The following is an 8069-nucleotide window of genomic DNA, read 5'->3' as shown; positions in this document are numbered from 1 at the left end:
CGGATGCCGCGGCGGGCGGGCCACGGGGTGTTTTCATGGAGGTGACGGGAAGGACTCCGTGTGAGGACACGGGGTAGCGGCCCTCGTGGCCGTGCACCGTGCAATCAGGATCCGCGAGAAGCGGGTGAGTCCTTCCCGCCCTCCTTCCCGCCCACCCCACCCCACCCCGCCCCGCCGGGACGGGCGAAGGAGGCGGTCCCATGAGCGGTGGCGCGGGAACGGTACTGGCCGTCGCGGGCGTCACGGCCGGCTACGCCCTCTGCTCGCGACGCCTGGCGTCCACCCCGGTCTCCTCGGCTCTCGTCTTCACCGGCTGCGGCGTCCTCCTCGGCCCGGCCGTCCTCGGCGTGATCGGCCTCGACGAGACGGGCCCCATCACGGCGCTGCTCGAGGCGGCCCTGACGCTGGTGCTGTTCACCGACGCCATGACCGTCCGCCGGCGCGACCTCACCCGCGGCGGCTTCCTGCCCCGGCGCCTGCTCGGGATCGGCCTCCTGCTCAGCATCGCGGCCGGCTGGCTGCTGGCCTGGCCGCTGCTGCCCGGCCTCACCGTCTGGGAGCTGGCGCTGGTCGGCGTGATCCTGGCGCCCACCGACGCCGCGCTCGGCAAGACCGCCCTCTCCGACCGGCGGGTCCCGCCCCTGGTCCGGCAGGGCCTCAACGTGGAGAGCGGCCTCAACGACGGCATGGTGCTGCCGTTCTTCGTCGTTCTCCTCGCCGCCGTCCCCGGCACCTCGTACGCCGCCGAGGGCGTCGCGGGCACCTTCTGGCGCTCCCTGCTGCTCAGCACCGCCCTCGGCCTGCTGGCCGGCGGCCTCGCGGGGCGGCTGCTCCAGGCGGCCCGGGCCCGCGGCTGGATCACCCGCGAAGGCCGCCACGTCTACGTCCTCGCCGTCGCCGCCGGCTCCTACGAACTCGCCGTCGTCGCCGACGGCAGCGGTTTCATCGCCGCCTGGGTGGCCGGTTTCGCCTTCGGACACGCTCTGCGGAACGTGCCGGCCGGCCCGCGGGAGACCACCGCGTCCGACGGCGGCGGGGACACGACCCCCGAACTCGCCGAGGACCTCGGCGGCCTCCTCGCCTCGATCAGCCTGCTCCTCTTCGGCGCCGTCCTGCTCGGCCCCGCCCTGCAGCACCTGACCTGGCAGATCGTGCTCTACGCCCTGCTCAGCCTGACCGTCGTCCGGCTCGTCCCCGTCGCCCTCTGCCTGCTCGGCAGCGGCCTGCGCCTCCCGACGGTGCTGTACGTCGGCTGGTTCGGGCCCCGCGGCCTCGCCTCCGTCGTCCTCGGACTGCTCGTCGCGGAGGAACACGTCGCCGGCACCGAGCTCATGGGCCGCGTCGTCGCCGTCACCGTCGCCTTCAGCGTCCTCCTGCACGGCGCCACCGCCCCGGCCCTCGCGGGGGCGTACGGCGCCTGGTTCCGCCGCGCGTCCTCCTCCGCCGCCCTCAGGGAAGCCGCCGAGGTGCCGGACCCCACGGGACGCCGCAGGCTCGGACACCTCGACGGCCCCGCCGGCTGACCCGCGCCGCGCCGTGCGCCCCACCCGCCCCGGGACCACCATGGAGGGGAGTACGGGTACCGCGACCGTACCCGGCGGAGCGAGAGCGAGGACCACCATGGCCACCACGCACACCCCTCACCGTCCGGGAAGCACGAGCCGTCTGTGGGCGGGAGGGCTGACCGTCTTCGCCGCCGTCATGCTCGGGATCACCGGCGTCGTCGGCGCCTTCCGGGGCATCATGGCGATCGCCGAGGACGACGTCTTCCTCACGACGCCGAACTACGTGTTCCAGTTCGACCTGACGGGATGGGGCTGGATCCACCTCGCCCTCGGCGCCGTCGCGATCCTCGTGAGCTTCGGCCTCTACAAGGTGTCCATGTGGGCACGGGTGGCCGGCGTGGCCATCGCCGCCCTCGTCGTCATCGCCAACTTCCTGTCCCTGCCGTACTACCCGGCCTGGTCGATCCTGATGATCGCCATGTCGGGCTTCGTCATCTGGGCCCTCTGCGTCGTGCGGCCCGACGACGTGCGGTAGCGCCCCGGGCACTCCGCTTCACCGCTTCACCGCGAGGAGCCCGTCACGTCGTCAGCAGATAGAGACTGCGGCTCACCAGCCACAGTCCCAGCAGCAGACAGAGACCGACGATGGCGGGCTCCTTGTGGCGCGCGAGCCACTGGCGCAACCCGGTGAGGGCGCGCTGCGCCCGCTCCGGTGAGAACACCATCCACAGTTCCATCGCCAGCAGCGTCGACGTGGCGAGGAGGCAGAAGCCCACCAGCGCCACCACGTTCCCGGCGTCGGAGAGGTCGGCCTGGACGACCGTGGCGGCCGCGGCGCCGACCATCCCCCACGGCTGGAGGAGCAGGGGAAAGGCCGCGGCGGACCGGAAGGAGACACCGTCCGAAGCGGACTCCGGCTCCTCCGCCGCCCGGGCCTCGGCCGCCGGCCCGGCCGCGTCCCGACGGTTCCGCCGGCGCCGGTACACCGCGTACCCGATCAGACCCACGCCGATCACTAGCGTCGCCACCTGGGCGGCCCGCGACGGCGGGGAGCGGGGCGGCGGCGGCTGACCGCCGGTGAGCAGGACGACGATCCCGATCACCGCCACCAGGGAGACCAGCCAGACCCCGATGAACACCAGCCCCTTGCGCAGCCCCTGGGCGGAGGCCAGCACCAGCACGAAGGCCATGATCGGCAGCGGGAAGAGCGTCACCGCGAGCCCGATCAGCACCAGGTCGACGACCATCGCGTCACCACCGGTCCGCGGAGGCCGCCCCGGGCGGCCCGAGGGACCGCGCCGCCAGGACGGCCCCCACCGTCAGGACCGGTCCTTCCTCAGAGAGTCCCCGATCCCCCTGACCCGCTCACGCACACTCCGCCACGCCTTGCGCAGATCGGCCCTGGCGCGGTCCGTCCTGCCCTCGGTCTCCAGCCGCTCGTCGCCGCTCAACCGGCCGGCGAGCTCCTTGGCCCGGCCCCTGGCCCTGTCGACCTCGTGCCGGGCCTTCTCCTTTGCCCTGCCGATCCTGTCGCTCATGCCCGCGATCCCTCCTTCGGACCGTCCCCGGCATCCACGCTAGGCCGGAGCGATCGCCCGCGCCCGTCGGCGGCCGATCACGGCCCGGTACCTTGGGCGGCGACACAGTGCCGTGCCAGGGAAGGACCGTGTGACCACCGTGCCCGCCGAGAACCCCGCAGCCGCCCCCGCCGACCGGGACGCGCACGTCCTGTGCCGCACCGAGGGCCGGGCCGGCTTCCTCACCCTCGACCGGCCCCGGGCCATCAACGCCCTCACCCACCCCATGGTCCGCGCCCTCGACGCCGCCCTCACCGCCTGGGAGCACGACCCGGCGATCACCACCGTCGTCCTGCGCGGCGCGGGGGAGCGGGGCCTGTGCGCCGGCGGCGACATCCGCGCCATCCACGACGACGCCCGCGCCGGCGGCACCGCCACCGCCGCCTTCTGGGCCGACGAGTACCGCCTCAACGCCCGGATCGCCCGCTACCCCAAGCCGTACGTCGCCCTCATGGACGGCATCGTCATGGGCGGCGGCGTCGGCGTCTCCGCCCACGGTTCCGTCCGCGTCGTCACCGAACACTCCCGGATCGCCATGCCCGAGACCGGCATCGGCTTCGTCCCCGACGTCGGCGGCACCTGGCTCCTCGGCCGCGCCCCCGGCGAACTCGGCACCCACCTCGCCCTCACCGGCGCGCAGATCGGCGCGGCCGACGCCCTCCTCACCGGCCTCGCCGACCACCACGTTCCCGCCGCCGCGCTCGACGCCCTCGCCGCCGACCTCACCCGCCTCCCCGCCGACGAGGCCCTCGCCCGGCACGCCACCGCCCCCGCCCCCGGCGTCCTCGCCGAACAGCGCGCGTGGATCGACGCCTGCTACGCGGCCCCCACCGTCGAGGAGATCGTCGACCGCCTCCTCGACTCCGGCGTCCCCGCCGCCAAGGAGACCGCCGGCACCCTCCTCGCCAAGTCCCCGACCGCCCTCAAGGCCACCCTCGCCGTGCTGCGCGCCGCCCGCGCCCTCGACAGCCTCGAAGCCGTCCTCGACCTGGAGTACCGCGCCTCCTGCGCCGCGCTCACCAGCCACGACCTCGTCGAGGGCATCCGCGCCCAGGTCGTCGACAAGGACCGCGACCCGCACTGGAAGCCGGCGGCCCTCGCCGACGTCACCGATGCCGACGTGGCCCGCTACCTCACGCCCCCGCCCGGCGGCGACCTCGGCCTCGCCGGCTGACCGGCTCCGCCCCGGCGGCCGGCTCGCCCAGCGCCAGCGCCGCCGTCCGCCACGCCTCCGTGACGGCCCCGTGCGCCAGCGCCGTCGCCGCCGGCACGTCCCGCGGCAGCCGCAGCGGCGCCCCGATGTGCACGTGCAGGCACGGACGCCGCACCGGGGCCGTCAGCACCCCCGCGATCTGCTTCGCCGTCCCGCCCGAGGTGATCCGCCGCGCCCCCGCCTGCCCGACCGGCACCACCGGCGCGCCCGTCGCCCCGGCGAGCCGCGCCAGACCGGTCCGGAACTCTTCCGGCGGCGCCTCCGACGCCTCCCGGCGCGGCGGGATCCGGCCCTCGGCGTAGAGCATCACCGGCCGCCCCGAGGCGAGCGCCACCGCCGCCCGGTCCAGCGCGGCCGAGGCGTGCGCGGTGTTCCGGTGCACCGGCACGTACCCGTCCCGCGACAGCGCCGCCCCCAGCCCCGGCACCCGCCACAGCCCGGCCGCCGCGAGCAGCACCGGCTCCACGGCGAGCCGCCGCCGCAGCGCGGCGAGGACCAGCGCCGGGTCGGCGAGCGAGGTGTGGTTGACGACGATGATGCTGCCCGGCTCGACCCGGGCCCCGGGGTCCGCGGTCACGGTCAACCGCCCGAAGAACGGGACGAGATGTGCGGCGAGACGACTGAGCACGGGCGGATCCACCTTCCGGGAGCGGTGCGACGACGGCCCGCCCATCGTCGGCCGGAGCCCCCGCCCCCGGCATGGGCGCCGGTACTCACCCCGTACTCAAGTCCGCCTCCCCGCCCACCTGGTGTCCGCTCCCCGGCGCCGCCGGTCTACGCTGGCCCGACGCGAGGCCACGACGGAGGACGGAGGTGGGGCACGGTGCCCACGGCACGACCGTCCTCCCACCGCGCCCGCGTCCTCGCCCGCCTCCTGCCGGCGCTGCTCTGCGCGCTCTGCGCGTTCCTCACGGCGCCCGCGCCCGTGGCCGACGGCATCCCGGCGGCCGGGCCCGCCGCCACCGCGGCGCCCGCCGCGCCCGACCCCCACGCGTCGGCCGCCGAGACCGCGGAACCGCCCGCCGTCGTCGAGCAGTCCGTACGGTTCCCGGCGCCGCCCGCCGCGCCACCGGTCGTCCGGAGCGCGGACGCGGAGCCCGCGCGCGGGCGCGCCGAGGGGAACCCGCGCCGGGAGCGCGCGCCGCCCGGCCTCCCGTACGACCCCCGGGCCCCCCGCGGCCCGCCCTCCACCCGGCACAGCTGACGCCTTCCCACCGCGCCGCCGCCCGGGCCCCCGGCCTGCCCGCCGCCCGGCCGCGCGCGCGTGCCCCCAGCTCGTCCGGCACGGACCGCGACCCCGAACGGCGCGGCCGTGCACCGCCCGTGGAGGACCCATGCCCCCGTCCGCCGTGCTCCGGCGCGCGCTCCTCGCGTTCGCCGTCGTCGCACTCGCCCTCTGGACCGCCCTCACCACCCCGCCCCGCCTCGGACTCGACCTCCGCGGCGGCACCCGGATCGTCCTGGAGACCCAGGACACCCCCCGGCTCCGCGCCGACGCGGAAGCCACCGACCGCGCCCTGGAAGTGCTCCGCAAGCGGGTCGACGGACTCGGCGTGGCCGAGCCCTCGCTCGCCCGCTCCGGCGAGAACCGGATCGTCGTCGAACTCCCCGGCCTGCGCGACCCGCGCGAGGCCGCCGAGGTCATCGGCCGCACCGCCCAGCTCACCTTCCACGCCGTCACCGGCACCACCGGCGGCCCGGCGGAGGAACCCGCCGCCGACGGCGCCCGCACCCTCGCCGACCCCGACGCCGCCCCCGGCTCCGGCGGCTTCCTCGCCCTCGCCGCCCCCGCCCTCACCGGCGACGGGGTGAAGAGCGCCGACGCCGTCCTCGACACCACCACCGCCCACGGCTGGACCGTCGACCTCGCCCTCCGCGACCGCGCCGCCGCCGACTGGGCCCGCCTCACCGGCGAGGCCGCCTGCGCCCCGGCCGGCGACCCCGCCCGCCGGATCGCGATCGTCCTCGACGACCGGATCGTCTCCGCCCCCGCCATGCAGGCCGACGTCCCCTGCGGCAGCGGCATCACCGGCGGTTCCACCCGGATCACCGGCGGCTTCTCCGCCCAGGAGGCCCGCGACCTCGCCGCGCTCGTCGAGGGCGGCGCCCTGCCCGTCCCCGTCACCACCGTCGAACAGAGCACCGTCGGCCCCACCCTCGGCGCCGAGGCGATCCGCGCCAGCGCCCTCGCCGCCGTCATCGGCCTCGCCTGCACGGGCCTCTTCGTCATCGCCGTCTACCGGCTCCTCGGCCTGCTCGCCACGGTCGCCCTGCTCCTCTACGGACTGCTCTCGTACGCGGCCGTCGTCGCGCTCGGCGCCACCCTCACCCTCCCCGGCCTCGCCGGTTTCGTCCTCGCCGTCGGCATCGCCGTCGACGCCAACGTCCTCGTCTTCGAACGGGCCAGGGAGGAGTACGCCGCCCTCGGCCGCGCCACCGCCGTCCGCGACCCGCGCCGCCCCCTCGCGACCGCCTTCGCCAAGGCGTGGAGCGCCGTCGCCGACTCCAACGTCACCACCCTGCTCGCCGCCGCCCTCCTCTTCGCCTTCGCCACCGGCCCGGTGAAGGGCTTCGGCGTCACCCTCGCCCTCGGCGTCCTCGCCTCGATGATCACCGCCATGGTGATCACCCGGCTGCTCGCCGACGCGGCCCTCGCCCTGCCCGCCGTACGCCGCAGGCCCGCCCTCACCGGCATGGCGGGCCCCGGCCGGCTGCGCACCCGGCTGATCCGCCGGCCGCCCCGGCTGATGGCCCGCCGGCGCCGCTGGTTCACCGTCAGCACCGCCCTGCTGCTGCTCGCCCTCGCCGGGATCGGCGTGCGCGGCGTCGAGTTCGGCGTCGAGTTCACCGGCGGCCGGGACATCCGGTACGCCGCCGGCCGCACGGTGGACGCGGACGCGGCCCGCGCGGCGGTCGCCGCCGGCTTCCCCGACGCCGTCGTCCGGACCACCGGCGACGGCGGCCGGGACGTCACCGTACGGGTGCGGGAGACCGACGAGACCACCCGGGAACGCGTCGCCCGGGCCCTCACCGGCGTCGCGGGCCCCGTCACCGTCGAGCGCGACGACCTGGTCGGCCCCAGCCTCGGCGGCGAACTGCGCACCCACGCCCTCCTCGCGCTCGGCCTCGCCGTCGCCGCCCAGCTCGGCTACCTCTCCGTCCGCTTCCGCTGGACGTACGCGGCGGCGGCCGTCGCCGCGATGGTCCAGGACGTCCTGCTCGTCGTCGGCCTCTTCGCCTGGCTCGGCAAGCCGGTGGACAGCGTCTTCCTGGCCGCGCTGCTCACCGTCGTCGGCTACTCGGTCAACGACTCCGTGGTCGTCCTCGACCGCCTCCGCGAACTGCGCCGCAAGGGCGGCCGCCTGCCGCTCGCGGACCTCGCCGACCGGGCCGTCGCCCAGACCCTGCCCCGCACGGTCAACACCGGCATGGGCGCCCTCTTCGTCCTCGCGGCCCTCGCCGTCCTCGGCGGCGACACCCTCACGGACTTCTCCGTCGCCCTCCTCGCCGGCGTCGTCCTGGGCATGGCCTCGACGGTCTTCACCGCCCTGCCCCTGACCGTCACCCTGGAGGACCGCAACCCGCGACCCGCCGCCCGCCCGGCCCGGCGGAGCGCCGCCGACCGCACGGGAGCCGTCGTCTGACCCGCCGCCGCCCCTTCGGCATCGGCGCGGCGGGGGGGGGGGGGGTGGCGCGCGGGGAGCGGGGGGGGGGGGCGGGCAAAAAAAAAAAAGCGAGGTATAGGGCGGGGGTGAGGGGGGCCGAGTGTGGGGC

The 8069-nt window shown here is 76.6% G+C and carries 8 protein-coding genes; 5 read left to right on the top strand and 3 right to left on the bottom strand.

All coding sequences use genetic code 11. The features are described from left to right. The first annotated feature begins 200 nt into the window (after window positions 1-200). A complete protein-coding gene (locus AB0E83_RS34270; protein WP_362120544.1) occupies window positions 201-1523 on the top strand; it encodes a cation:proton antiporter in 1323 nt (440 codons plus the stop codon). A 97-nt stretch (window positions 1524-1620) separates the two neighbouring features. Continuing rightward, window positions 1621-2040, top strand: coding sequence for a hypothetical protein (locus AB0E83_RS34265; RefSeq protein ID WP_362120542.1), 420 nt, complete (start codon window positions 1621-1623; stop codon window positions 2038-2040). 43 nt (window positions 2041-2083) lie between these two features. Here AB0E83_RS34265 and AB0E83_RS34260 read toward each other — a convergent pair whose 3' ends face one another. Then, a complete protein-coding gene (locus AB0E83_RS34260) occupies window positions 2084-2752 on the bottom strand; it encodes a GAP family protein (RefSeq protein WP_346169191.1) in 669 nt (222 codons plus the stop codon). Between the two features lie 72 nt (window positions 2753-2824). Then, window positions 2825-3043 (bottom strand): CsbD family protein, encoded by a 219-nt coding sequence (locus tag AB0E83_RS34255; protein ID WP_362120540.1) that lies wholly within the window; start codon window positions 3041-3043, stop codon window positions 2825-2827. 130 nt (window positions 3044-3173) lie between these two features. Between AB0E83_RS34255 and AB0E83_RS34250 the strand changes: the two genes are divergently transcribed. Further along, on the top strand, window positions 3174-4256 hold the full coding sequence (locus AB0E83_RS34250) for an enoyl-CoA hydratase/isomerase family protein (RefSeq protein WP_362120538.1): 1083 nt from the start codon (window positions 3174-3176) through the stop codon (window positions 4254-4256). Here AB0E83_RS34250 and AB0E83_RS34245 read toward each other — a convergent pair. After that, window positions 4216-4923 carry a lysophospholipid acyltransferase family protein gene (locus AB0E83_RS34245; protein ID WP_362120536.1) on the bottom strand — a complete coding sequence of 236 codons (708 nt, stop codon included), beginning with the start codon at window positions 4921-4923 and terminating at the stop codon, window positions 4216-4218. The genes AB0E83_RS34250 and AB0E83_RS34245 overlap by 41 nt on opposite strands. A 195-nt stretch (window positions 4924-5118) precedes the next feature. Here AB0E83_RS34245 and AB0E83_RS34240 point away from each other — a divergent pair, with 195 nt between their 5' ends. Further along, window positions 5119-5499, top strand: a complete 381-nt coding sequence (locus AB0E83_RS34240) for a hypothetical protein (RefSeq protein WP_362120534.1) — start codon at window positions 5119-5121, stop codon at window positions 5497-5499. Window positions 5500-5629: 130 nt separating this feature from the next. Beyond that, a complete protein-coding gene (gene secD / locus AB0E83_RS34235) occupies window positions 5630-7939 on the top strand; it encodes a protein translocase subunit SecD (RefSeq protein ID WP_362120532.1) in 2310 nt (769 codons plus the stop codon). The last annotated feature ends 130 nt before the right edge of the window (window positions 7940-8069 follow it).

Origin of the sequence: Streptomyces sp. NPDC035033 (genome assembly GCF_040636735.1) — a bacterium.
GTDB lineage: Bacteria > Actinomycetota > Actinomycetes > Streptomycetales > Streptomycetaceae > Streptomyces.
The sequence above is the reverse complement of the archived record's forward strand: the minus strand, read 5'-3'. Positions and strand labels throughout refer to the sequence as shown.

Excerpts from the sequence above, each read along its gene's own strand:
- AB0E83_RS34255 (WP_362120540.1), bottom strand. The coding sequence starts at position 3,043 with ATGAGCGACAGGATCGGCAGGGCAAAGGAGAAGGCCCGGCACGAGGTC.
- secD (WP_362120532.1), top strand. The coding sequence starts at position 5,630 with ATGCCCCCGTCCGCCGTGCTCCGGCGCGCGCTCCTCGCGTTCGCCGTC.
- AB0E83_RS34260 (WP_346169191.1), bottom strand. The coding sequence starts at position 2,752 with ATGGTCGTCGACCTGGTGCTGATCGGGCTCGCGGTGACGCTCTTCCCG.
- AB0E83_RS34270 (WP_362120544.1), top strand. The coding sequence starts at position 201 with ATGAGCGGTGGCGCGGGAACGGTACTGGCCGTCGCGGGCGTCACGGCC.
- AB0E83_RS34265 (WP_362120542.1), top strand. The coding sequence starts at position 1,621 with ATGGCCACCACGCACACCCCTCACCGTCCGGGAAGCACGAGCCGTCTG.